This is a genomic window from Pseudomonas sp. Pdm06 (assembly GCF_014851795.1).
Lineage (GTDB): Bacteria > Pseudomonadota > Gammaproteobacteria > Pseudomonadales > Pseudomonadaceae > Aquipseudomonas > Aquipseudomonas fluorescens_AA.
Map to the genome: position 1 here is coordinate 177,656 of NZ_JACVAH010000016.1, position 23,833 is coordinate 201,488.

At 61.9% G+C, this 23,833-nt stretch carries 22 protein-coding genes; 14 read left to right on the forward strand and 8 right to left on the reverse strand.

Translation table 11 applies throughout. From position 1 onward, the window contains the following. Positions 1-168: 168 nt before the first annotated feature. The 5 genes from rarD to IB266_RS24125 form a co-directional block, all read right to left on the reverse strand. A complete protein-coding gene (gene rarD, locus IB266_RS24105) occupies positions 169-1,056 on the reverse strand; it encodes an EamA family transporter RarD (RefSeq protein ID WP_192262814.1) in 888 nt (295 codons plus the stop codon). Positions 1,057-1,263: 207 nt separating this feature from the next. Beyond that, a complete protein-coding gene (locus IB266_RS24110; RefSeq protein WP_060740323.1) occupies positions 1,264-2,238 on the reverse strand; it encodes a serine/threonine protein kinase in 975 nt (324 codons plus the stop codon). A 216-nt stretch (positions 2,239-2,454) separates the two neighbouring features. After that, positions 2,455-4,356 carry a PhoX family protein gene (locus IB266_RS24115; protein ID WP_192262816.1) on the reverse strand — a complete coding sequence of 634 codons (1,902 nt, stop codon included), beginning with the start codon at positions 4,354-4,356 and terminating at the stop codon, positions 2,455-2,457. Positions 4,357-4,423: 67 nt separating this feature from the next. Continuing rightward, on the reverse strand, positions 4,424-5,188 hold the full coding sequence (locus IB266_RS24120; protein ID WP_192262818.1) for a TOBE domain-containing protein: 765 nt from the start codon (positions 5,186-5,188) through the stop codon (positions 4,424-4,426). 58 nt (positions 5,189-5,246) lie between these two features. After that, complete coding sequence (locus IB266_RS24125; RefSeq protein WP_192262820.1) at positions 5,247-5,987, reverse strand: ComF family protein; 741 nt, start codon at positions 5,985-5,987, stop codon at positions 5,247-5,249. A 90-nt stretch (positions 5,988-6,077) separates the two neighbouring features. Between IB266_RS24125 and bioB the strand changes: the two genes are divergently transcribed. From bioB to IB266_RS24190, 14 genes are all read left to right on the forward strand, one after another. After that, positions 6,078-7,133 (forward strand): biotin synthase BioB, encoded by a 1,056-nt coding sequence (gene bioB, locus IB266_RS24130; protein ID WP_014340550.1) that lies wholly within the window; start codon positions 6,078-6,080, stop codon positions 7,131-7,133. Between the two features lie 171 nt (positions 7,134-7,304). Further along, on the forward strand, positions 7,305-8,483 hold the full coding sequence (bioF, locus tag IB266_RS24135; protein WP_192262822.1) for an 8-amino-7-oxononanoate synthase: 1,179 nt from the start codon (positions 7,305-7,307) through the stop codon (positions 8,481-8,483). Continuing rightward, on the forward strand, positions 8,476-9,207 hold the full coding sequence (locus IB266_RS24140; protein WP_192262824.1) for an alpha/beta fold hydrolase: 732 nt from the start codon (positions 8,476-8,478) through the stop codon (positions 9,205-9,207). The genes bioF and IB266_RS24140 overlap by 8 nt, the downstream gene beginning before the upstream one ends. After that, positions 9,200-10,012, forward strand: a complete 813-nt coding sequence (gene bioC / locus IB266_RS24145; RefSeq protein WP_192262826.1) for a malonyl-ACP O-methyltransferase BioC — start codon at positions 9,200-9,202, stop codon at positions 10,010-10,012. The genes IB266_RS24140 and bioC overlap by 8 nt, the downstream gene beginning before the upstream one ends. Beyond that, on the forward strand, positions 10,009-10,689 hold the full coding sequence (gene bioD, locus IB266_RS24150) for a dethiobiotin synthase (protein WP_192262828.1): 681 nt from the start codon (positions 10,009-10,011) through the stop codon (positions 10,687-10,689). The genes bioC and bioD overlap by 4 nt, the downstream gene beginning before the upstream one ends. A gap of 119 nt (positions 10,690-10,808) precedes the next feature. Further along, complete coding sequence (locus IB266_RS24155; RefSeq protein ID WP_192262830.1) at positions 10,809-11,105, forward strand: pyrroloquinoline quinone biosynthesis protein PqqE; 297 nt, start codon at positions 10,809-10,811, stop codon at positions 11,103-11,105. Between the two features lie 277 nt (positions 11,106-11,382). Then, entirely contained in the window at positions 11,383-13,188 is a 1,806-nt protein-coding gene (locus IB266_RS24160) for a phenylacyl-CoA dehydrogenase (protein ID WP_060740332.1), read from the forward strand. A gap of 358 nt (positions 13,189-13,546) precedes the next feature. Next, the gene (locus tag IB266_RS30905) at positions 13,547-13,681 is read left to right on the forward strand and encodes a hypothetical protein (protein ID WP_263864937.1); all 135 of its coding nucleotides are present in this window, start codon (positions 13,547-13,549) and stop codon (positions 13,679-13,681) included. Continuing rightward, on the forward strand, positions 13,671-14,162 hold the full coding sequence (locus tag IB266_RS24165) for a DUF1097 domain-containing protein (protein ID WP_192262832.1): 492 nt from the start codon (positions 13,671-13,673) through the stop codon (positions 14,160-14,162). The genes IB266_RS30905 and IB266_RS24165 overlap by 11 nt, the downstream gene beginning before the upstream one ends. Before the next feature lie 86 nt (positions 14,163-14,248). Next, on the forward strand, positions 14,249-14,761 hold the full coding sequence (locus IB266_RS24170) for a DoxX family protein (RefSeq protein ID WP_225613636.1): 513 nt from the start codon (positions 14,249-14,251) through the stop codon (positions 14,759-14,761). A gap of 180 nt (positions 14,762-14,941) precedes the next feature. Further along, the gene (locus IB266_RS24175) at positions 14,942-16,231 is read left to right on the forward strand and encodes a GGDEF domain-containing protein (RefSeq protein ID WP_060740334.1); all 1,290 of its coding nucleotides are present in this window, start codon (positions 14,942-14,944) and stop codon (positions 16,229-16,231) included. Between the two features lie 91 nt (positions 16,232-16,322). After that, positions 16,323-18,119: an acyl-CoA dehydrogenase C-terminal domain-containing protein gene (locus IB266_RS24180; protein ID WP_192262834.1), complete on the forward strand. Its 1,797-nt coding sequence runs from the start codon at positions 16,323-16,325 to the stop codon at positions 18,117-18,119. A 244-nt stretch (positions 18,120-18,363) separates the two neighbouring features. Continuing rightward, the gene (locus IB266_RS24185; RefSeq protein ID WP_192262836.1) at positions 18,364-20,142 is read left to right on the forward strand and encodes an acyl-CoA dehydrogenase C-terminal domain-containing protein; all 1,779 of its coding nucleotides are present in this window, start codon (positions 18,364-18,366) and stop codon (positions 20,140-20,142) included. 346 nt (positions 20,143-20,488) lie between these two features. Then, positions 20,489-20,647, forward strand: coding sequence for a YqaE/Pmp3 family membrane protein (locus IB266_RS24190; protein WP_003177654.1), 159 nt, complete (start codon positions 20,489-20,491; stop codon positions 20,645-20,647). 127 nt (positions 20,648-20,774) lie between these two features. Here IB266_RS24190 and IB266_RS24195 read toward each other — a convergent pair whose 3' ends face one another. The 3 genes from IB266_RS24195 to IB266_RS24205 all read right to left on the reverse strand — a co-directional run. After that, positions 20,775-22,604 (reverse strand): alpha/beta hydrolase family protein, encoded by a 1,830-nt coding sequence (locus IB266_RS24195; RefSeq protein WP_192262838.1) that lies wholly within the window; start codon positions 22,602-22,604, stop codon positions 20,775-20,777. Then, positions 22,570-23,739, reverse strand: a complete 1,170-nt coding sequence (pqqE, locus tag IB266_RS24200; RefSeq protein ID WP_060740338.1) for a pyrroloquinoline quinone biosynthesis protein PqqE — start codon at positions 23,737-23,739, stop codon at positions 22,570-22,572. The genes IB266_RS24195 and pqqE overlap by 35 nt, the downstream gene beginning before the upstream one ends. Continuing rightward, positions 23,711-23,833: PqqD family peptide modification chaperone (locus IB266_RS24205; RefSeq protein ID WP_192262840.1), on the reverse strand; the 123-nt coding region annotated here is incomplete at its 5' end. The genes pqqE and IB266_RS24205, both read right to left, overlap by 29 nt.

Genomic DNA, 23,833 nt, shown 5'->3' on the forward strand with positions numbered 1-23,833 from the left:
GACCCGGCCCCAGCCCAGGCCCGCCGGGGCTCAGCGGCCAATGATCAAAAAATCACCAGTTTTCAAGGGTTTGTGCACAAACGGCGGGGATCACGCTGTGGATAACCTTGGGAAGGATAAGCGCAGGCCACGGCGCACGTGGCCTGTAGAGGGTTGTGCGTTTTTTGATCAGCTGCGCCGGCGCATGCTGATCACCGCATCGACGCTGTACACCGCCAGCCCGGCCCAGATGAACAGGAACGCCACCAGCGTGCTGGACGACAGGTGCTCACCGAACAGCAGCACGGCGAGTAACAGCACCAGCGTCGGCGCGATGTACTGGAGAAACCCCAGGGTGGTGTAGGGCAAATGCCGGGCCGCGGCGTTGAAGCACACCAGCGGAACCAGTGTCACGGGGCCGGCCGCCACCAGCCACCAGGCTTCGGAGGTGGTCCAGAACGCGGCCTGGGCACTGGTGGCCGTGGGATTGAACAGCAACCAGGCGATGGCGATCGGCACCAGCATCCAGGTTTCCACCACCAGCCCCGGCAATGCCTTGACCGGCGCTTGTTTGCGGATCAGCCCATAGAAACCGAAGGTCAGCGCCAGCACCAGCGACACCCACGGCAGGCTGCCCACTTGCCAGACCTGCTGCGCCACGCCGATGGCCGCCAGCCCCACCGCCAGCCATTGCATGCGGCGCAGGCGCTCGCCGAGGATCAACATGCCCAGCAACACGTTCACCAGCGGGTTGATGTAGTAACCCAAGCTGGCTTCGAGCATGCGTTCGTTGTTCACCGCCCAGACGTAGGTCAGCCAGTTGGCCGCGATCAGTGTCCCGCTCAGGGCGAGAATCGCCAGGCGCTGTGGATTGTCCCGCAGTTCGCGCCACCAGCCCGGGTGTTTCCAGACCAGCAGCAATGCCGCACCGAACAGGGCCGACCACAGCACCCGGTGGATGATGATTTCCACTGACGGTACGCTGGCGATGGCCTTGAAGTAGATCGGGAACAGACCCCAGATGATGTAGGCACTCAGGCCCAGGATATACCCGCGACGCGGGTTGGCGGCTTGCATGCAGAATCCTTGCTTAGGCAGCTAACAAAGGCGTGATTGTAAGGAGATTTGTCTGGTTGTGCTGTGAACCTTTGTGAGCGTTCCAGCGCAAATCCCTTTGTGGGAGCGAGCTTGCTCGCGATAGCGATGTGTCAGTCGACAGAGGTGTCGAGTGTTCGATCGCCATCGCGAGCAAGCTCGCTCCCACAAGGGGATCCGCGGCGCTCATCAGAACAACTTCAACGGCTCTTCATTGAGCGCCGCCAATTGCTCGCGCAATGCCAGCACCTGGTCGCCCCAGTAGCGCTCGCTGCCGAACCACGGGAAGCTGCGGGGGAACGCCGGGTCGTCCCAGCGCCGTGCCAGCCAGGCGCTGTAGTGCATCAGGCGCAGGGCTCGCAGCGGTTCGATCAGCGCCAGTTCACGCGGGTCGAAGTCGTGGAACTCACGGTAGCCGTCCATCAGTTCCGACAATTGCCCCAGGCACTCCTGGCGATCGCCGGCGAGCATCATCCACAAGTCCTGCACCGCCGGGCCCATGCGGCAGTCGTCCAGGTCGACGATGTGAAACACCTCGTCGCGGCACATCATGTTGCCGGGGTGGCAATCGCCGTGCATGCGGATGTTCTGGTGGGGCGTGGCGGCGTAGACCTCTTCGACGCGCTTGAGCAAGTCCCGGGCGACCGACTCATAGGCCGGCAGCAGGCTGCGGGGAACGAAGCCGCTAGCCAACACGGTGGCCAATGAATCGTGGCCGAAATTTTTCACGCCCAGGGCTTCGCGATGCTCGAACGGCCGGGTCGCCCCGAGCGCGTGCAGGCGTCCGAGCAATTGTCCCAGGCGATAGAGTTGGTCGAGATTGCCCGGCTCTGGCGCCCGGCCACCGCGACGAGGAAACAGGGTGAAACGAAACCCGGCGTGTTCGTGCAGGCTGGCGCCGTTGTGGATCAGCGGCGCCACCACGGGCACTTCGTATTCGGCCAGCTCGAAGGTAAAGCTGTGCTCTTCCAGGATCGCTTCGTTGGTCCAGCGCTGGGGGCGATAGAACTTGGCGATCAGCGGCTCGGAATCTTCGATGCCCACCTGATAGACGCGGTTCTCGTAGCTGTTGAGGGCCAACACGCGGGCGTCGCTGAGAAAGCCGATGCTTTCAACGGCATCGAGCACCAGGTCGGGCGTGAGGGTTTCAAACGGATGGGACATGCTGACTCCTGCGCAGCGGCAGGGCTGCCGCGTCCGGCACAGCATGGTAGCGCAGACAGAGGCAGATAGGTGGCGGCTGTGCTGACGTTATCGCGAGCAAGCTCGCTCCCACAGGGATAGCGGATCCATTGGACTGCCCCCAAAAGTCAGATGGGTGTCCAACTTTTTGGGGGCAGTCCACATTGTGGGAGCGAGCTTGCTCGCGATGAGGCCCTATCAGGCGCCGATGACCCCGCCATCTTCCCGGGTAATCACCATCACCGAAGACCGAGGCTTGCCGTTGGGCAGGTGCTCAGGGAAGGTCGAACCACCGTTTTCCCCGGGATGCTGGATCCCGACGAACAAGGCTTTCTGGTCCGGGGCAAAACTGATCCCGGTCACTTCGCAGCCCACCGGTCCGACCATGAAGCGGCGGATTTCGCCACTGTTGGGGTCGGCGCAGAGCATCTGGTTGTTGCCCATGCCGGCGAAGTCCCCGGCGTTGCTGGAGTCGCCGTCGGTGAGAATCCACAGCCGGCCGGCCTTGTCGAAGCCCAGGCCGTCGGGGCTGTTGAACATGTTCTGCGGGTTGATATTGGACGACCCGGCTTTCGGCGTGCCGGCGTGTACCGTCGGGTTGCCGGCGACCACGAACAGATCCCAGGAGAAGGTCTTGGCGGCATGATCGTCGCGGTCGGTGCGCCAGCGCAGGATCTGCCCGTAGACATTCTTGGCCCGAGGGTTCGGCCCGTCCACCGGTTGGCCGTCCTCGCCGCGCTTGGAGTTGTTGGTCAGGGTGCAATAGACCTGGCCGTCTTTCGGGCTGACCACGATCCACTCAGGGCGGTCCATGCGGGTGGCACCCACGGCGCTGGCGGCCAGGCGCGCATGGATCAGCACCTCGGCCTGGTCGGCGAAGCCACTGCTGGCGTCGAGGCCGTTCTTGCCGTGGGTCAACTCGATCCACTGGCCCTTGCCTTTGGGGTGGTCCGGGTTGCCGTCGCCGGCATCGAAGCGCGCCACGTACAAGGTGCCGTGGTCCAGCAGGTTGCGGTTGGCCTTGGCATTGCGATGATTGATGCGCTCGCGGCTGACGAACTTGTAGATGAACTCACCACGTTCATCGTCGCCCATGTACACCACGGCGCGACCGTCGTTGGTTTGTGCCAGAGCGGCGTTTTCGTGTTTGAAGCGGCCCAGGGCGGTGCGTTTCACCGGCGTGGATTCTGGATCGAACGGATCGATTTCCACCACCCAACCATGGCGATTGAGCTCGTTGGGGTTCTTCGCCAGGTCGAAACGCGGGTCGTACAGGTGCCAGTTGATCTCGCGGCTGGTGACGGTGGCGCCGTAGCGCTTTTGCGCCTCATCGAACTGCAGGTCGGTCTTGCTGCTGCCGAAGCAGTCGGTGAAGTTTTCTTCGCAGGTCAGGTAGGTGCCCCACGGCGTCATGCCGTTGGCGCAGTTCTGGAAGGTGCCCAGCACTTTCTTGCCGCTCTTGTCGGCACCGGTTTTCAGCAGGTCGTGGCCGGCGGCCGGACCACGCAGGCGAATCGGCGTGTTGCCGTGGATCCTGCGGTTGTAACGCGATTCCTGGACGAACTGCCACTGGCCGCGACGACGCTGGACCTCGATCACCGACACCCCTTCGCTGGCCTGGGCCTTGTGCACGTCTTCGGCCGACTGCGGCTGGCCGCCGTGGGGGAAGAGGTAGCGGTAGTTGGTGTATTCGTTGTTGATCGCCATCAGCGCCCGGTTCTTGTCGCCGGGGAATTCGAACAGGCTCATGCCGTCGTTGTTGTCGCCAAACTGCACTTCCTGTGCGCGGGCTGTTCCATTGCCACTGGGGTCGAACGCCGGTGCATTTTTCTGCAGCGGCTGGCCCCAACTGATCAGCACCGAGGCCTTGTAGCCTGGCGGCAGCGTGATGGTGTCGGCCGTGGCGGCGGCGATGCTGTTGAAACCCAGCAGCCGGCTGTTGCCTTCGCTCACGGCGGCGGCCAGCACGCTGCGGCTCAGCAGGTTGCCGCCCAGGAACATCGCCGCGCCGCACAGGGCGCCGGCGCTGATGAAACTGCGCCGGCTCAGGCCGACGATCTTTTCCAGGTCGGTGGATTGGTTTTCTTCTAATAGGCTCATCATCAGGCTCCCTGCTGGTTTTGGCAGTCACCTTAAAGCGGGTCGATGAAGCTATTGTTGCAGCGCGCTACAGCGGTGTGCCGAGCAGCACATTTGTCGCTGAAAACGTCACTTGCACCGGTGAGCCGGCTGCCAGGTCCTGCGCTTGCAACTGAAGCGGGTCGGCCAGGGCGCACAGTGTCTGGCCGTTGGGCAGGCCGATGCGCACTTCGCTGGGGCCGTCTTCGGCGGCGTCGACCTGCTCGATCAGGCCGCGCAGCGTATTGATCCCCGGTTTTTCCGCTTGTTCGACGGGGTGCAATTCCAGCCAGCCAGCCTTGATCAGCGCCACCACATCGGTGCCGACAGCCAGCTCGAGGCGCAACGTGCTGTCATGGGTGATCCGCGCTTCGATGACCAGGCCCCGGGCCAGTTCCAGGTGTACCCGGTCGTTGTGCCCCTGGGCCTCGATGCCCAGGACCTTGCCATGCAATTGATTGCGGGCACTGGTGCGCAGCATCAGGCGACTGAGCAGGCCCAGGTCCCCGGCGTCTTCGCTGGCTTCCAGCAGTTGCGCCTGCAGCGCTTGCAGGCGCTGATACAGGCGCAGCACGCGTTGGCCTTCCTGCGACAGTCTCGCGCCGCCACCGCCCTTGCCGCCGACGCTGCGTTCCACCAACGGATGGTCTGCGAGGTTGTTCAACTCATCGATGGCATCCCATGCCGCCTTGTAGCTCAGGCCCGCGCTCTTGGCGGCGCGGGTGATCGAGCCCTGTTCGGCGATGTGCTGCAACAGGGCGATGCGTTGTGGTCGCCGAACGATGTGTTGGGTCAGAAGCGTGGGCAATGACATGACGGCAAACTGCGTGCAAAAGTCGATGAGCGGACGTTGGCGCCTTGGACGCGGCACGTCAAGCCGGTTCACCGGGTTTCGGTGTGCGGGCCAGGCAATACACATCGACCCGCGCCGCGCCGGCATCGAGTAACAGGGCGGCCAGGGCCTGGGCGGTGGCGCCGGTGGTCAGCACATCGTCGACCAGCGCCAGGTGACGATTGCGTAACGTTGCCTGGGGCGCGAGGGCAAAGGCCTGGCGCAGGTTTTGTCGCCGGGCCCTGGCGTCGAGGGCCTGTTGGGCGGGCGTGTCCTGGGTGCGTCGCAGCAGGTTTTCTTCGCAAGGGATCGCCAGCGGCCCACTGAGCCAGCGGGCCAGCAGTGTCGCCTGGTTGAAACCGCGCTGGCGCAAACGCCGGGTTGCCAGTGGCACCGGTACCAGTGCGTCGGGCCGTTCCAGCCCTTCGTCGAAATGATGTTGCAGCGATTGCGCCAGCAGTTCGCCCAGCAGCCGGCCAAGGGGCCATTTCGCCTGATGCTTGAAGCGAGTGATCAGGCTGTCCACCGGGAAGTCGTAGGCCCAGGGTGCCAGGACCCGCTCGAAGGCCGGCGGCCGCGAGGCACATTGGCCGCAACGCAGTCCGGCCATGGGCAGTGGCAGGGCGCAAATGCTGCATTGATCGCCGAGCCAGGGCAGCTCGCTTTCGCAAGGGGTGCAGATAGGCTGCGGGGTATCAGTGCTTTCGCCGCACAGCAGGCAGAATTGTTTGTTTTTTAACCAGATGTAAACCGGTCCTTTGTATCGTGGTTGACAGCGCATGGCTCTTCCTTAAATATGCCGAACATCCGTGTCGCGCCTGTGGGTATTCCGTGCCCCAGGCGCCAGCCAAGCATAATCAAGGAAATGCCCATGAGCGCCAGCACCACTGCCAACCTGCGTCATGACTGGTCTTTGGCCGAAGTCAAAGCACTCTTTGTCCAGCCATTCAATGACCTGTTGTTCCAGGCGCAGACCGTGCACCGCGCGCACTTCGACGCCAACCGCGTCCAGGTTTCCACGCTGCTGTCGATCAAGACTGGCGCTTGCCCGGAAGATTGCAAATATTGTCCGCAGTCCGGTCACTACAACACCGGTCTGGATAAAGAGAAATTGCTCGAAGTGCAGAAGGTCCTCGAAGAGGCTGCGCGGGCCAAGGCCATCGGTTCGACCCGTTTCTGCATGGGCGCGGCCTGGAAACATCCGTCGGCCAAGGACATGCCGTATGTGCTGGAAATGGTCAAAGGCGTGAAGGCCATGGGCCTGGAAACCTGCATGACCCTGGGCCGCCTCGACCAGGAACAGACCGAAGCGCTGGCCCAGGCTGGCCTGGACTACTACAACCACAACCTCGATACCTCGCCGGAGTTCTACGGCAGCATCATTACCACCCGTACCTACAGCGAGCGCCTGCAAACCCTGGCCTATGTGCGTGATTCGGGGATGAAGATCTGCTCCGGCGGCATCCTGGGCATGGGCGAGTCCCTGGACGACCGCGCCAACCTGCTGATCCAGCTGGCGAACCTGCCGGAGCACCCGGAATCGGTGCCGATCAACATGCTGGTCAAAGTCGCTGGCACGCCGCTGGAGAATGCCGAAGACATCGATCCGTTCGATTTCATCCGCATGCTTGCCGTGGCGCGGATCATGATGCCCCAGTCCCATGTGCGCCTGTCCGCTGGCCGTGAAGCGATGAACGAGCAGATGCAGGCCCTGGCATTTTTTGCCGGCGCCAACTCGATTTTCTACGGCGACAAGCTGTTGACCACCGCCAACCCGCAAGCCGACAAGGACATGCAATTGTTCGCACGCCTGGGCATCCAGCCCGAAGCCCGCGAAGAACATGCCGACGAAGTGCACCAGGCGGCGATCGAACAGGCGCTGGTGGAGCAGAAGAGCAGCGAGCAGTTCTATAACGCCGCTGTCTGATTGCTCACCGATCCCCTGATTGGAATGCAAGACCTTGTGGGAGCGAGCTTGCTCGCGATGGCGGTATAACAGCCGACAGAGATGTTGAATGTAATGGCCTCATCGCGAGCAAGCTCGCTCCCACATTGGATTTCATTAGTTTTCTAAATAGCGGTTCACCCCGAGGCCTGCATGCCCTTCGATCTCGCCGCACGCCTGGCTGCCCGTCGTGCCGAAAACCTCTACCGCCAACGCCCGCTGCTCGAAAGCCCCCAGGGCCCGGAAGTGGTGGTGGACGGCCAGCCGTTGCTGGCGTTCTGCAACAACGATTACCTGGGCCTGGCCAATCACCCGCAAGTGATCGAGGCCTGGCGCGCCGGCGCGGCGCGTTGGGGCGTCGGGGGTGGGGCCTCCCATTTGGTGATCGGCCACAGCAGCCCTCATCACGCCTTGGAAGAAGCGTTGGCCGACCTGACGGGGCGTCCGCGGGCGTTGTTGTTTACCACCGGTTACATGGCCAACCTCGGCGCGGTCACCGCGCTGGTGGGGCAGGGCGATACGGTGCTGGAAGACCGCCTCAATCACGCTTCGCTGCTCGACGCCGGGCTGTTGTCCGGTGCGCGTTTCAACCGATACCTGCACAACGATGCCCAGAGCCTGGCCAGTCGTCTGGAGAAAGCCACTGGCAATACCCTGGTGGTCACCGACGGTGTGTTCAGCATGGACGGCGACATTGCCGACCTGCCGGCCCTGGCCCGTGAGGCAAAGGCCCGGGGCGCCTGGCTGATGGTCGACGATGCCCACGGCTTCGGTCCGCTGGGGGCCCATGGCGGCGGTATCGTCGAACATTTCGGCTTGAGCCAGGAGGACGTGCCGGTGCTGGTCGGCACCCTGGGCAAGGCCTTTGGCACCGCCGGGGCCTTCGTCGCCGGTAGCGAGGAACTGATCGAAAGCCTGATCCAGTTCGCGCGTCCCTACATCTACACCACCAGCCAACCGCCGGCCCTGGCCTGCGCCACGCTCAAGAGCCTGGAACTGCTGCGCGGCGAGCATTGGCGGCGCGAACACCTGCAGGTGCTGATCCGTCAGTTCCGCCAAGGTGCCGAGCAGATCGGCCTGCAATTGATGGACAGCTTCACGCCGATCCAGCCGATCCTGGTGGGTGATGCGGGGCGGGCCATGCGCTTGTCGCAGATGCTGCGTGAGCGGGGGCTGATGGTCACGGCGATCCGCCCACCCACCGTGCCGGCCGGCAGCGCTCGTTTGCGCGTGACTCTGACCGCCGCCCATAGCGAGGCCCAGGTGCAGCTATTGTTGAATGCACTGGCCGAGTGTTTTGCCCTGTTGGGACCGGAGCCAAGCCATGCGTGATCGACTGATTTTGCTGCCCGGTTGGGGCTTGGGCGTTTCACCGCTGGAACCGCTGGCGGCGGCTTTGCAAGGGCTCGACGAACACCTGCGGGTGGAAATCGAGCCGTTGCCGGCATTGCTATCGAGCGACCCTGATGAATGGCTCGAAGAGTTGGACGCCACCGTGCCTCAGGACACCTGGCTGGGCGGTTGGTCCCTGGGCGGCATGCTGGCCTCGGCGCTGGCGGCGCGCCGGGGTGAGCGCTGCTGTGGTCTGCTGACCATGGCCAGCAATCCGTCCTTTGTCGCCCACGAGCAATGGCCGAGCGCGATGGACGGCCAGACGTTCGATGGCTTTCTCGCCGGCTGTGCGGCCGACCCACGCCAGACCCTCAAGCGTTTCAGTCTGCTGTGTGCCCAGGGCTGCAGCGATCCACGCGGGTTGTCGCGGTTGTTGTTGGCCGGGGCGCCAAGCACTTCGCCCGAAGTATTGATGGTCGGGCTCGAACTGCTGGCGCGATTGGACACCCGCGCTGCGTTGCAGAGTTTCCGAGGCCCGCAACTGCATCTGTTTGCCGGGCTCGATGCCCTGGTGCCGGCCGAGGCCGCGGGTGATTTGCTGGTCTTGCTGCCGGATGTCGAAATCGGTCTGATTGAACAGGCCGGCCACGGATTCCTTCTGGAAGACCCTCACGGTATAGCGGCGGCGATCCAGGTTTTTTTGCATGAGTCCGGCGATGACTGATTTGTCTCTCCCTCCATTGCCCGGTGCCTTGCCCGACAAGCGCCAGGTAGCGGCTTCGTTTTCCCGGGCCGCGACCAGCTATGACAGCGTGGCCGAGCTGCAGCGCGACGTAGGCCAGCAATTGCTTGGTCGCTTGCCGCCTTCTTTCACGCCGCAACGTTGGCTGGACCTGGGCTGCGGCACCGGCTATTTCACTCGGGCCTTGGGTGCGCGTTTTGGTGCGACCACCGGCCTGGCGTTGGATATCGCCGAAGGCATGCTCAACCATGCGCGTCCCCAGGGTGGCGCGGCGTATTTTGTCGCCGGTGATGCTGAGCGGCTGCCTTTGCAGGCGGCGAGCTGCGACCTGGTGTTCTCCAGCCTGGCGGTGCAATGGTGCGCGGATTTCGCCACGGTGCTGAGCGAGGCCCATCGGGTGTTGAAACCGGGTGGGGTGTTGGCCTTCACCAGCCTCTGCGTGGGCACTTTGTACGAATTGCGCGACAGCTGGCGTCAGGTGGATGGCTTGGTACACGTCAACCGTTTCCGTGCGTTCGAGACGTATCAACACCTTTGCGCGGCCAGCGGGCTGAATGTCGTCAGTCTTGAAAATCGTCCTCATGTGCTGCATTACCCTGACGTGCGCAGCCTGACGCATGAATTGAAAGCTTTGGGTGCCCACAATCTGAACCCTGGTCGCCCCGGTGGCTTGACGGGCAGGGCGCGGATTCTCGCGCTGGTTGAAGCTTATGAGCAGTTTCGTCAGGCCCAGGGGCTGCCGGCAACTTACCAGGTGGTCTACGCCGTTTTGGAGAAACCGCTATGAGCAAGGCCTATTTCATTACCGGCACCGACACCGATGTAGGCAAGACCACGGTCGCGGCGGGCCTGTTGCATGCTGCGCGGCAGGCTGGGATGAGCACGGCTGCCGGAAAACCCGTGGCCTCTGGCTGCGACGTGACGCCCAAGGGCCTGCGCAACGCCGATGCCTTGGCCTTGCTGGCCGAATGCTCGATACCGTTGACTTATGCACAGGTCAATCCGGTGGCGTTCGAACCGGCAATAGCGCCGCACCTGGCCGCCCGGGAAGCGGGTGTTGCCTTGACGGTGCAGTCGCTACTCGGCCCGATGCGCGAAGTGCTGGCGCTGAACGCCGATTTCACCTTGATCGAGGGCGCAGGTGGTTGGCGTGTGCCGCTGGTCGGCCAGGACAATCTTTCCGATCTGGCGATCGCGCTGGGCTTGCCGGTGATTCTGGTGGTGGGCGTGCGCCTGGGTTGCATCAGTCACGCATTGTTGACCGCCGAAGCTATCGCCCGTGATGGCTTGCAGCTTGCCGGTTGGGTCGCGAATATCATCGACCCGGCCACCTCGCGCCTGGAAGAAAACCTGGCAACCTTGGCCGAGCGACTTCCGGCGCCGTGCCTGGGCAGGGTGGCACGGATCCAGAGCGTGACGGCCGAAGCCGTGGCCGGACACCTGCAATTGGATCTGCTGGACTGAGCCCCCGGCAAGGTTTTGCCTATGACACGGCACTGTGCCATTAGTGTTTTTGTCGGGCCTTTTCCCTGGGCTTCTGATTCAATGGCCACTGTCGACCCTTCAAGAAGACGAGCTCTGCCATGGAAATCTCAGGAAGTACCGCGTTTTATGCCGGTCTGAGCACGATTCAGACAGGGCAGAGCCGCGTCGATCAGGCCTCCAGCCAGATCGCCAACAACACGATCGAGCGTTCGGTCACCAGCCAGTCGTCCGAAGTCCAGGTAGATCGCCTGCGTTCGGTGGATCGTAGCCAGCAGTCGGACCAGGCCGCCAACATGGTCGAAATGGCCCAGGGCAAGTTCCAGGTGCAACTGGGTGCCAACGTCGCCAAGGCATCCGACGAAATGCTCGGGACATTGATCGATACCTTTGCCTGATCCTGCTCTTCAGATTTGCCAAGACGCCGCGATTATTCGCGGCGTTTTTGTCTCTAACGTCTTATTGCTCAACTAATCTTTTCCTACGCGCATCGCGGATTCTTCAGGGCGATGGGTTTCCTGTGTCCGACGTTTTTCTCAGGCTGATGACGAACGGCAAAAGATCGGCGCTTGACAAGATTTGGGCGTAAACGTATGTTTCAAACAACTGTTTGACCGCTACAACAAAATCCACGCGGTCGTTCATTCCCGGTTACATCAGCAGAGGTTTATCGCTATGCCTGACTACAAGGCCCCCTTGCGTGATATTCGCTTCGTTCGTGACGAACTGCTTGGCTACGAAGCGCATTATCAGAGCCTTCCGGCTTGCCAGGACGCAACTCCGGACATGGTTGACGCCATTCTCGAAGAAGGCGCCAAGTTTTGTGAGCAGGTACTGGCTCCGCTGAACCGTGTGGGCGACATCGAAGGTTGCACTTGGAGCGAGTCCGGCGTGAAAACCCCGGCCGGTTTCAAGGAAGCCTACAAGCAATTCGTCGAAGGTGGCTGGCCGAGCCTGGCCCACGACGTCGAGCATGGCGGTCAAGGCCTGCCGGAATCCCTGGGCCTGGCGGTCAGCGAGATGGTCGGTGAAGCCAACTGGTCGTGGGGCATGTACCCGGGCCTGTCCCATGGCGCGATGAACACGATTTCCGAGCACGGTACGCCCGAGCAGCAAGAGGCCTACCTGACCAAGCTGGTTTCCGGCGAATGGACCGGCACCATGTGCCTGACCGAACCGCACTGTGGCACCGACCTGGGCATGCTGCGCACCAAGGCCGAGCCTCAGGCCGACGGTTCCTACAAGGTTTCCGGTACGAAGATCTTCATTTCGGCCGGTGAACACGACATGGCCGACAACATCGTCCACATCGTGCTGGCACGCCTGCCGGACGCACCGGCTGGCACCAAGGGCATTTCGCTGTTCATCGTTCCAAAATTCCTGCCTAACGCCGACGGCTCCATCGGTCAGCGCAACGCGGTGAGCTGTGGTTCCCTGGAACACAAGATGGGCATTCACGGCAACGCCACTTGCGTGATGAACTTCGACGCGGCCACCGGTTACCTGATCGGCCCGGCGAACAAAGGCCTGAACTGCATGTTCACCTTCATGAACACCGCACGCCTGGGCACTGCGCTGCAAGGCCTGGCCCACGCCGAGATCGGCTTCCAGGGCGGCCTGAAATATGCCCGTGATCGCCTGCAAATGCGTTCCCTGACGGGCCCGAAAGCGCCAGACAAGGCCGCCGACCCGATCATCGTGCACCCGGACGTGCGTCGCATGCTGCTGACCATGAAGGCCTTCGCCGAAGGTAACCGGGCGATGGTGTACTTCACCGCCAAGCAGGTCGACATCGTCAAGTACGGCGTGGACGAAGAGGAGAAGAAAAAAGCCGATGCGCTGCTGGCGTTCATGACGCCGATCGCCAAGGCCTTCATGACCGAAGTCGGTTTCGAATCGGCCAACCATGGCGTGCAGATCTACGGCGGCCACGGCTTCATCGCCGAGTGGGGCATGGAGCAGAACGTTCGCGACAGCCGCATCTCGATGCTGTACGAAGGCACCACCGGCATCCAGGCCCTCGACCTGCTGGGCCGTAAAGTGCTGATGACCCAGGGCGAGGCACTCAAGGGCTTCACCAAGATCGTCCACAAGTTCTGCCAGAGCAACGAAGGCAACGAAGCGGTCAAGGAGTTCGTCGAACCCCTGGCTGCGCTGAACAAGGAATGGGGCGAGCTGACCATGAAGGTCGGCATGGCGGCCATGAAGGATCGTGAAGAAGTGGGCGCGGCATCGGTGGACTACCTGATGTACTCCGGTTACGCCTGCCTGGCCTATTTCTGGGCCGACATGGCGCGCCTGGCGGCGGAAAAACTCGCAGCCGGCACCACCGAAGAAGCCTTCTACACCGCCAAGCTGCAGACCGCGCGCTTCTACTTCCAGCGCATCCTGCCGCGTACCCGTACCCACGTGGCAACCATGCTGTCGGGCGCCAACAACCTGATGGACATGAAAGAAGAAGACTTCGCGCTGGGTTACTAAGCCTTACGCGGTTCTTTGAAAAAAGCCGCTGCTTCTTCGGGAGCAGCGGCTTTTTTTTGCGCCGCCGACAAACACGCGCCTCAAGCACCAACAGGCTTCAAGTCGCCGAATTTCTTACTGTGGAAATGCAGCCTCGTGCTTCAAATTCCGTCACCTGTCCCTGCAACGCGTCGAAACGGTCCATAACGGCCCATTTGTTGTGGTTTTTGGAATAGATAAGTCAATTTCATCCCGTTTATTCACAGGCGGTCAATCGACATCATGGGGTTGTGGGCTGACAACCTTCGCTCCATGTGGGCTCGGCCGGTGCCGATCCCGTGAAACCAGCTTTATCGCACGTACCGGAAAGGAATTGACCATGAACGTGAACATCACTCTTGCGGCTTGGTGCCTGATCGCCGCTGGCGAGCGCTTCTTGCGTCGTATCGCCCTGTCTGGCCTCTTGACGTCACGGCGGGTACCTGCGACCCGGGAGGTGAGTCATGGCCAATAATGCATTTTTCACTCATCTGAAGGTGGTGGTGGGGGAGTCGGTCATTGCGTCATCAGCCGCCACCCTGAGCGTGATGGCGCTGGAGGTTCCGGTGTGGGCCATGTTTGTCGGGTGGATTTCATTCTTTACCCGCGGGCTCAACCTCAAGCAAGGGGCGATCAATCTGGCCTGCGTGCTGATCGGCGTCATTCTGGGCATCGGTGCGGCCAATGCCATGGCTGCCCTGACGCCTGTTCTGGGTAGCTATGCCATCAGTGCAGTGGTGTTCGCCATCACGGTCATTGCGCTGTCTTTGGCCAAGGCGCCGGTGTTCAACAACCTGCTCGGTTTCTTCCTGGGGCTGGTGGCGTATTTCGCTTCGCACCAACCCCCGTCGCTCACAACCTTCGGGATGCTGGCCCTGGCCGGGACGCTGGGAGCGACAGCGGCCCTGCTGGCGCATTCGCTGCAAAAGCGGGTTCGCCAGGGCGCTGGTCATTGACGCGGGGAGTCCAGCATCTCGCCAGCAAGTGCCGGCCGCGTTAGCGGGTGGCTCTGAAAACCTCATTCATAAAAAGGACTACCGCGATGGACACGTCACAACGTAAATCCGCGATGACCTCCATAGAAACCACCGCCTCCCAAGAGCGCCTGCTGTTTCCTGCGCTGGATGGGCTTTACACCCGTGCGGAGCCCGTTTTGTATGCAGTGCTGCGGTTTGCGTTCGGCGTTGTCATGTTCACCCACGGCCTTCCAAAAGCCCTGGGGATATCCCACGGTTCCATGGCGGATCCCATGGCGGGCTCCATCAACCTGATCCAGAACGTCATGGGCTTGCCGTTCGCCGCGCAATGGGCAGTTCTGGTCATGCTTCTTGAAACGGTCGGCGCGGTCATGCTGGCTGTCGGTCTGTGGGCGCGCCCGGTCGCGTTCATGATGGCGGTGCAAATGGTGGCTATCAGCTACGCGCTTGGCCCCACTTGGCCGTGGATCGATCGCGGCATTGAGTTTCCCGTATTGATGGGATTTCTTGCGCTCTATATTGCCGTGCGCGGTAGCGGCCACTTTGCGGTGGATCGCAAGCTCAGGTTTTCCATCTGAGCAGCCGCAGTTGTTTGCATGAAAATTCTGTAACAACAATTGCTCCGACAAAGCCTTAAGAAAACCTTCCGCCCTGCCGTTACAGCGATGGCAGTGTGACATCTGTCACATCTCGCGTGCCTTACTGTTCCAATTGCAGGCACAATGCCATCTTTGATCAGCCGGGTCGGAGCTTTACCCTTGCCGCGTTCTTCCGCTGTACGTTTGAGCCATTTCCTACCGTCGTTGCTGTTGTTGGTGGCGGGGCTTGCGGCTGCCTACGTCAAGGATCTCAACGTTTTCTTCACCTCGCTGTTCAACGTTCTCCCGACGCTGGTGCTGTTGCTAGGTGGAGCGTATTGCGCGGTCTACCGACGTCAGCGTGAACTGTTTCTGATGGTCACGGTGTATATCGCCTACTTTCTCCTCGACACCCAGACCGACTTTTATCGCGATAACGGTAAAGTGCGCGAAGACGCGGCGGTGGTGTTCCATCTCGTCTGCCTGTTGTTGCCGCTGTTGTTCGGGCTGTTCGCCGCGTGGCAGGAGCGCACCCACCTGTTCCAGGACATGGTGGCGCGGTTTGCGGTGTTGCTGGTCTTTGGCAGTGTGGCGCTGGCCTTGGAGCAGAGTTTCCCCCAGGCCTTGTTGTTGTGGCTCTCGGAGATCCGCTGGCCCGCGTTGCACGGTGCCTGGATGAGCCTGATCCAATTGTCCTACCCGATGTTCGCCGCCGCGTTCCTGCTGTTGGCCTGGCAATACTGGCGCAATCCCCGGCCATTGCACGCGGCGCAACTGGTGGGTTTGCTGGGGTTGTTCTGGATGCTGCCCAAGACCTTTATCCTGCCGTTCACCCTGAACATCATGTGCAGCCAGGTCATGTTGATGATCGCCGCGGCGGTCGCCCACGAGGCCTATCAGATGGCTTTCCGTGACGAGCTCACCGGCCTGCCGGGCCGGCGGGCACTGAACGAACGCATGCAGCGCCTGGGGCGCAACTATGTGTTGGCGATGAGTGACGTGGACCATTTCAAGAAATTCAACGACACCCACGGCCACGACGTGGGCGACCAGGTGCTGCGCCTGGTCGCCAGCAAGTTGTCGAAGATCGGCGGTGGCGGTAGGGCGTATCGCTACGGCGGTGAGGAATTTGCCCTGGTGTTCGCAGGCAAGACCATCGACGAGTGCATGCCCCATCTTGAGGTCATCCGCCAGTCCATCGAGACGTATGCCATCCAGCTGCGCAATCCCGATAGCCGTCCCCAGGACGATCAGCAAGGTCGCCAGCGTCGCTCCGGCGCGGGTGCTTCCAGCGTATCGGTGACGGTCAGCATCGGCGTCGCGGAGCGCCTTGAGCAGCGCACGCCCGAAGAAGTGCTCAAGTCCGCCGACCAGGCGCTGTATAACGCCAAGGGCGCGGGGCGAAACTGTGTGGTTGCCTTCGGCCAGAACCGCCGCGGCGCGGTGCGCATGGAAGCCGCCGCGGGTTGAGTGATGACGGCGCATTCAGCGTCTGGACTGTGATTGTGGGACAGGGTGGCCGGCAGTAGGTTGGAACGATCTGCTACCGGAGAAAACCACCATGCCCGAGTACAAAGCCCCCCTGCGCGACATGCGCTTTCTGATCGATCACGTCTTCGATTTCCATGGCCGTTATGCCGAGCTGGGTGCCAGCGATGCCAGCCCGGACATGGTCAGCGCGATCCTCGAGGAAGGCGCCAAATTCTGTGAAAACGTGCTGGCGCCGCTCAATCGCTCCGGTGATGAAGAGGGTTGCCATTTCGACAACGGCGTAGTCACCACGCCTACAGGCTTCAAGCAGGCTTTCGCACAGTACGTGGAAGGTGGCTGGCACGGCTTGGCGGCAGATCCGGCTTATGGTGGCCAAGGCTTGCCCAGCTCCCTGGGCCTGGTCATCAGCGAGATGATTGGCTCCAGCAACACGTCCTGGGGCATGTACCCGGGCCTGACGCACGGTGCCATGTCGGCCATTCATGCCCACGGCACTGAAGAACAGAAACAGACCTACCTGAGCAAACTCACCGCCGGCCAGTGGACCGGCACCATGTGCCTGACCGAAGCCCACTGCGGCACCGACCTGGGCATCATCAAGACCCGCGTCGTGCCCCAGGCCGACGGCAGTTACGCGATCTCCGGCAGCAAGATTTTCATCTCCGCCGGCGAACACGACATGAGCGATAACATCATCCACCTGGTGCTGGCCAAGCTGCCGGACGCTCCCGCCGGGACCAAAGGCATCTCGTTGTTCATCGTGCCCAAGTTCCTGCCCGACGCCACCGGTGAGGCCGGAGCGCGCAATGGCGTTTCCTGTGGCTCGATCGAACACAAGATGGGCATCAAGGCTTCGGCCACTTGTGTGTTGAATTTCGATGGGGCCAAAGGTTTCCTGATCGGCGAGCCGAACAAGGGCCTCAACTGCATGTTCACTATGATGAACCACGCCCGGCTTGGCACCGGCATGCAGGGCCTGTGCCTGGGGGAGGCGAGCTTCCAGGGCGCGATCAAATACGCCAACGACCGTCTGCAGATGCGCGCGCTGACCGGCCCCAAGGCGCCGGAAAAAGTTGCCGACCCGATCATCGTCCATCCCGATGTGCGCAGGATGTTGCTGACCATGAAGGCCTTCAACGAAGGCAACCGGGCACTGACGTATTTCACCGCGCAACTGCTCGATACCGCCCACCTGAGCCCGGACGACACCGCGCGCCAGGAGGCCGAGGACCTGCTGGCGTTTCTCACCCCGATCTGCAAGGCCTTCATGACCGACACCGGGCTGGAGGTAACCAACCACGGCATGCAAGTGTTCGGCGGCCACGGCTTCATCCGCGAGTGGGGCATGGAGCAGTTGGTGCGCGACTGCCGCATCGCGCCGATCTACGAGGGCACCAACGGCATCCAGGCCCTGGATTTGCTGGGGCGCAAGGTGCTGGGTAGCCAGGGCAAATTGCTGCGAGGTTTCACCAAAATCGTCCATAAATTCTGCGCTGCCAATGCGCAACATCCGCAGCTCAAGGAGTACGTCGCGCAACTCGACGGGCTCAACCAGCAGTGGGGCGAGCTGACCACTCGGGTTGGCATGGCCGCCATGAAGAATCCGGATGAAGTGGGTGCCGCCTCGGTGGACTACCTGATGTACAGCGGCTACATCATCCTGGCCTACCTGTGGCTGCGCATGGCCTTGGTGGCCCAGGCGCAACTCGACAGCGGCAAGGGTGACGGCGATTTCTGCCAGGCCAAACTGGCGACCTGCGAGTTCTACTTCAAGCGCCTGCTGCCGCGTACGACCGCCCATCGGGCTGCGGTCGAGGCCGGGAGCGAGTGTTTGATGAAGCTGCCGGCAGCGTTGTTTGCCCTCTGACTGAACCGTGGCGAGGGCGCTTGCTCCCGTTGGGCTGCGTAGCAGCCCTCTTTATTGTGATGCTGCGCACTCAAGCGGGAGCAAGCTCTTTCGCCACGGTTAATCTCTAAAATCCTGTGGTGACTAAAAATAACAAAACAGTCATGGGTTGACCCTATGTGTCGCAAAAGTTGTTGAGGTACACTCGGGTCATTGCGAAACCGTCTTTTACGAACCCAACTGTTTAGATCCTGCGAGGTTTGCCATGGCTGACTACAAAGCGCCCCTGCGCGATATGCGCTTCGTCCTCAATGAAGTGTTCGAGGTCGCGAAACTCTGGGCCCAATTGCCGGTGCTGGCCGATACCGTGGACGCTGAAACGGTCGAAGCGATCCTCGAAGAAGCCGGCAAAGTCACCAGCAAAAGCATCGCCCCCCTCAGCCGCGCCGCTGACGAAGAAGGTTGCCACTGGGCCGACGGCGCCGTCACCACGCCGGCAGGTTTCCCACAGGCCTACCAGACTTACGCTGAAGGCGGTTGGGTCGGTGTCGGTGGTGATCCGGTGTACGGCGGCATGGGCATGCCCAAGGCCGTTTCGGCCCAGGTCGAGGAAATGGTCAACTCCGCCAGCCTGTCCTTCGGCTTGTATCCGATGCTGACCGCCGGCGCCTGCCTGTCGATCAATGCCCATGCGAGCGAAGAACTGAAGGCGGCGTACCTGCCGAACATGTACGCCGGCGTCTGGGCCGGTTCCATGTGCCTGACCGAGCCTCACGCCGGTACGGACCTGGGGATCATCCGCACCAAGGCCGAACCTCAGGCCGACGGTTCCTACAAGGTCAGTGGCACGAAGATTTTCATCACCGGTGGCGAGCACGACCTCACCGAGAACATCATCCACCTGGTGCTGGCGAAACTGCCAGACGCACCGGCGGGCCCGAAGGGTATCTCGCTGTTCCTGGTGCCCAAGTTCATGGTCAATGCCGACGGCAGCCTGGGCGCGCGCAACGCGGCCAACTGCGGGTCGATCGAACACAAGATGGGCATCCAGGCGTCCGCCACCTGCGTGATGAACTTCGACGAAGCTGTGGGCTACCTGGTGGGTGAGCCGAACAAAGGCCTGGCGGCGATGTTCACCATGATGAACTACGAGCGTCTGGGGGTTGGCATCCAAGGCCTGGCCTCCGGCGAGCGTTCCTACCAGAACGCCGTCGAATATGCCCGTGACCGCCTGCAAAGCCGTTCGCCCACTGGTGCGCAGAACAAGGACAAGGTCGCTGACCCGATCATCGTCCACCCCGACGTGCGTCGGATGCTGCTGACCATGAAGGCCTCGAACGAGGGTGGCCGGGCATTTTCCACCTACGTGGCGATGCAACTGGACACCGCCAAGTTCAGCGAAGACCCGGTCACCCGCAAGCGCGCCGAAGACCTGGTGGCGTTGCTGACCCCAGTGGCCAAGGCATTCCTGACCGACCTGGGCCTGGAAACCACGGTTCATGGCCAGCAGGTGTTCGGCGGCCATGGTTACATTCGTGAATGGGGCCAGGAGCAACTGGTGCGTGACGTGCGCATCACCCAGATCTACGAAGGTACCAACGGTATCCAGGCGCTGGACCTGGTAGGGCGCAAGATCGTCGGCAGTGGCGGAGCGTTCTACCGGTTGTTCGCCGATGAAATCCGCCATTTCACCGCCACCGCGAGCAGCGACCTGGCGGAGTTCACCAAGCCACTGAACGATGCGGTCGGTACGCTGGATGAGTTGACCGATTGGTTGCTGGACCGGGCGAAGAACAACCCGAACGAAATCGGCGCCGCTTCGGTGGAGTACCTCCAGGCGTTCGGCTACACCGCTTACGCTTACATGTGGGCGTTGATGGCCAAGGCGGCTTTTGGCAAAGAAAACCAGGATGATTTCTACGCGAGCAAACTGGGCACGGCGCGGTTCTATTTCGCTCGCCTGCTGCCGCGCATTCACTCCCTGAGTGCTTCGGTGAAAGCTGGCAGCGAGTCGCTGTTTCTGCTGGAGCCCGGGCAGTTCTAAAAACTGACATTGTGTAAGCAAAAGCTTACACAATGTGCTGGCGTTTTCCCTCTATCGGCAGATTGGATCCAGGGCTAATCTACTTCACATGGACGCCGCGCAGGACGCGCAAAAGTAACAACATGGACACGTAGGATTCTGCCAGGACGGCGGAGTGAAATGGATGTCAGGGAAACAGTCTGCAAAGCCCCGCTTCGGCGGGGTTTTCTTTTGCCTGGATTTTTTGTTCCTTGGCAGCGCGCCCTACTCCGGGCTGCTTCTGTTTGCGTTTCACTGAACCCTGACGAGCGGCTTGAGGTCAATGAGCTATGTGGCAATTTGGCCATCGTCGATCAGGGAGTCATCCATGGATTTCATTCGCATTATTATCGCCATCCTGCTGCCGCCATTGGGTGTGTTCCTACAAGTCGGTTTCGGCGGGGCGTTCTGGCTGAATATCCTGCTGACGCTGTTGGGTTACATCCCTGGCATCGTGCATGCGGTGTACATCATCGCCAAGCGCTGAATTCATCGGTCATAAAATCCCCCTGTGGGAGCGAGCTTGCTCGCGATAGCGGTGTGTCAGTCCACGGAAATATCGACTGGACTACCGCTATCGCGAGCAAGTTCGCTCCCACAGTTTGTCTGGCGTCCTACAGATCGCCATCCATCACCTTGCGATAGAACAACCACTCATGCTCCAGAGCATGCGCCTGGTTCGCGGCCTTGCGAAAACCGTGGCGCTCATCCGGATAGTAGTGCGCCTCGACGGCCACGCCGTTGGCCTGTAAGGCACTGACCATGTCGCGGGTTTGCTGCGGCACCACCACGGCGTCCAGTTCACCCTGGAAAAAGATCACCGGCACACGGATGTTCCCGGCGTGTAGCAACGGGGTGCGGGCGCGGTAGCGTTCGACGTCCTGTTGCGGATCGCCGATCAGCCAGTCCAGGTAATCACCTTCGAACTTGTGCGTGGCCCGGCCGAGGGCGACAGGGTCGCTCACGCCATAGAGGCTGGCGCCGGCACGGAAGACCTCATGGAACGCCAAGGCGCAGAGGGTCGTATAGCCACCGGCACTGCCACCCCGAATGGACGCATGACGGCCATCGATCAGGCCTTGCTCATCCAGGTAGGCAACCACCGCGCAGGCATCCTCGACATCCACCACGCCCCAGTTCAAATGCAATGCCTGCCGATAGGCCCGGCCATAGCCGCTGCTGCCGCGGTAATTGAGATCGGCAACGGCAAAGCCACGCTGGGTCCAATACTGGATACGCGGATCGAACAGGGGATAACAGGCCGAGGTGGGGCCGCCGTGAATGAACACCACCAGGGGCGGCTTCGCCTGTACATTCATGGCCGGGTAAAAGAACCCGTGGGCCTCACCTGACCCGGACGGATAACGCAGAGTGCGAGGACGGCTGATCTGTTCGACGGGCAATGGCGCGGCGCCGCCGGCCAGCACCGCCACGTCATGACTATGCCGCTCGATGGCAATGACCGCCGACGGGCCGGTCGGCGAGGCGGCAATGGCGTAGATGAACCGCTCATCCAGCGCCAGGCTGCGAAAGCGGGTATAGGTGCCGGTAAAGTCCTCGCTGGCGTGGTCTTCGCGACACAGGCCCAGGCGCCCGAAACCCGCTTCGGTCCAACTCGCCAGGTACGTGTGTTCATCCAGCGGCAGCCAGGTACAGCCACCCAGTTGCCATGGCGCCGGGGCGTGATCGGCTTCGGCGGCGGGCAGTGCTGCCAGGCCTTGGGCCGACTCCCTCCAAGGCTGCCAATAACCACCGCGATCACTCAGGCAATAAAGGCGACTGGCCGCGTCGAAGCGCGGTTGCTGAATAGACTCTTGCTCACCCTCGCCGGCCACACAGCGTGGCTCGCCCCAACCCGAAGCATTGCGTTCGGCCAACATCAACCGCGTGGCTGTCCAGGGTTGATGCGGGCGGCTCCACTCAACCCAGGCGAGCCGCTGGCCGTCCGGGCTCAGGGTCGGCGAAGCGTAGAAATCGGCACCTTCAGCCAGTAGATGCCGTTGATGATCCGCCAACCCGATCGACACCAGGCGATGCTGGTTGGCTTGTTCTTCCACCGCCAACACCTGGCCACCGGCAAAGCCGAGGTCCCCGTAGCGGCACTCACCGGAGGTCAGCGCCACGGGCTGCCCGTCGCTCAGCGACTGGTGATACAGCTGCTGGTCGGTCTCATTGACGAACAGCACGCCGTCATGGCTCAGGCAGAACGATCCTCCACCGTATTCATAGACCCGGCTGCGCGCGCTGAACCCGTCCGGCGTCAAACAGCGGGCCTCGGCCTCTTGCCAATGCCAGATCCGGCAGGCGCCGTCCGCGGGGCGGTACTCATTCCAGAACAAGCCCAAGGGCCCGACCTGCAGTTCGGCGAAGTCAGTGCCGGCGGCAACGGCCTGGGCGGCGCTGAAAGGCTCAGCCTTTGGCGATGAGGCGCGAGTTTCGTTCATTGCGAAAGGCCAACTGTTCAATGGTTTGCGTGGCGTGCTCGGCGTCTTCACGCGCCTGGAGAATCACCCCGTGGTGTTCGGACTTGCTGCACACCGGGTCGGCGTTGCTGGCGTCCCCCGTGAGCATGAACGCCTGGCAGCGACAGCCACCGAAGTCCTTTTCTTTTTCATCGCAGGAGCGGCACGGTTCGGGCATCCAGTCATAACCGCGGAAACGGTTGAAACCGAACGAGTCGTACCAGATGTGCTGCATGCTGTGGTCGCGCACATTGGGAAACTGCACCGGCAGCTGTCGGGCGCCGTGACAGGGCAATGCCGTGCCGTCCGGCGTGACGGTGAGGAAAATGCTGCCCCAGCCGTTCATGCAGCCCTTGGGGCGTTCTTCATAGTAGTCCGGCGTGACAAAGATCAACTTGCACGGATTGCCTTCGGCTTCCAGCTTGGCGCGGTATTCATTGGTGATGCGCTCGGCGCGTACCAGTTGCTCCCGGGTGGGCAGCAGGCCGACACGGTTCAATTGCGCCCAGCCGTAGAACTGGCAAGTGGCGAGTTCGACGAAGTCGGCCTCCAGGGCAATGCACAGCTCGATGATGCGGTCGATCTTGTCGATGTTGTGCCGGTGGGTCACGAAGTTCAGCACCATCGGATAGCCGTGGGCCTTCACCGCCCGGGCCATTTCCAGTTTTTGCGCGAAGGCTTTCTTCGAGCCGGCCAGGAGGTTGTTCACCTGCTCGTCGCTGGCCTGGAAACTGATCTGGATATGGTCCAGCCCGGCCTTCTTGAAGTCACTGATTTTCTGTTCGGTCAAGCCGATGCCGGAGGTGATCAGGTTGGTATAGAAACCCAGCCTGCGCGCTTCACCGATCAGCTCGGCCAGGTCCTGGCGCACCAGCGGCTCGCCGCCGGAAAAACCCAGCTGCGCGGCGCCCATCTCCCGGGCTTCGCGAAAGACCTTGAACCACTGCTCGGTGCTCAGCTCCTTGCCCTGCTCGGCGAAGTCCAACGGGTTGGAGCAGTACGGGCACTGCAACGGGCACCGATAGGTCAGCTCCGCCAGCAGCCACAGCGGCAGGCCGACTTCCGGCCTGGGTGGCAGGGCGGTGGTGTCAGGCAAGTTCGATCCAGTGCTGTGCACGGGCGACCTCCATGAATTGCTCGATGTCGTCACCAAGTTCCGGCACGTCGGGAAACTGCTTGGCCAACTCGTCGATGATGGTCGCGACATCCCG